This is a genomic window from Parendozoicomonas verongulae, assembly GCF_009711465.1.
In the GTDB taxonomy this organism is placed as follows: domain Bacteria; phylum Pseudomonadota; class Gammaproteobacteria; order Pseudomonadales; family Endozoicomonadaceae; genus Sansalvadorimonas; species Sansalvadorimonas verongulae.
Window position 1 is genome coordinate 1 of record NZ_SMME01000205.1, and the last position, 364, is coordinate 364.

Annotated in this window: 1 pseudogene; it reads left to right on the forward strand. The window is 46.7% G+C overall.

From position 1 onward, the window contains the following. Positions 1-297, forward strand: a pseudogene (locus tag E1189_RS24255) (hypothetical protein); the annotation flags it as partial. Positions 298-364: the final 67 nt, after the last annotated feature.

Here is a 364-nt window from a genome sequence, read left to right on the forward strand (position 1 = left end):
GCATATGTGAGAAGGGGGCGGCACCATATGCGCTGGAGCCTTGAAGAAGAAAAACGCTTACCCCTCATAGAAGGTGTAAATCGTTATTGTGACAGGCACCCTGAGATTATCCCTATTCTTGTTGACAGACTAAGCTGGGAGGAGGATTCTCTTGGTAAGCTGCTTCGCCACTTAACGAAGTTTGCTATACAATCGCCGCTCACATCTGAGCGAGCAGATTTTATTTACAAATTGACCTGTTATAGGAAGAGACTACTGCTCAGTAACCTGAAGAGAATGGGAAATGAGGTACATTGAGCACCTGATAGAGCCGGATCGACTACTACTATCCTGGCAAGCGCTCGAGAGCAAGAATCGTAACCGT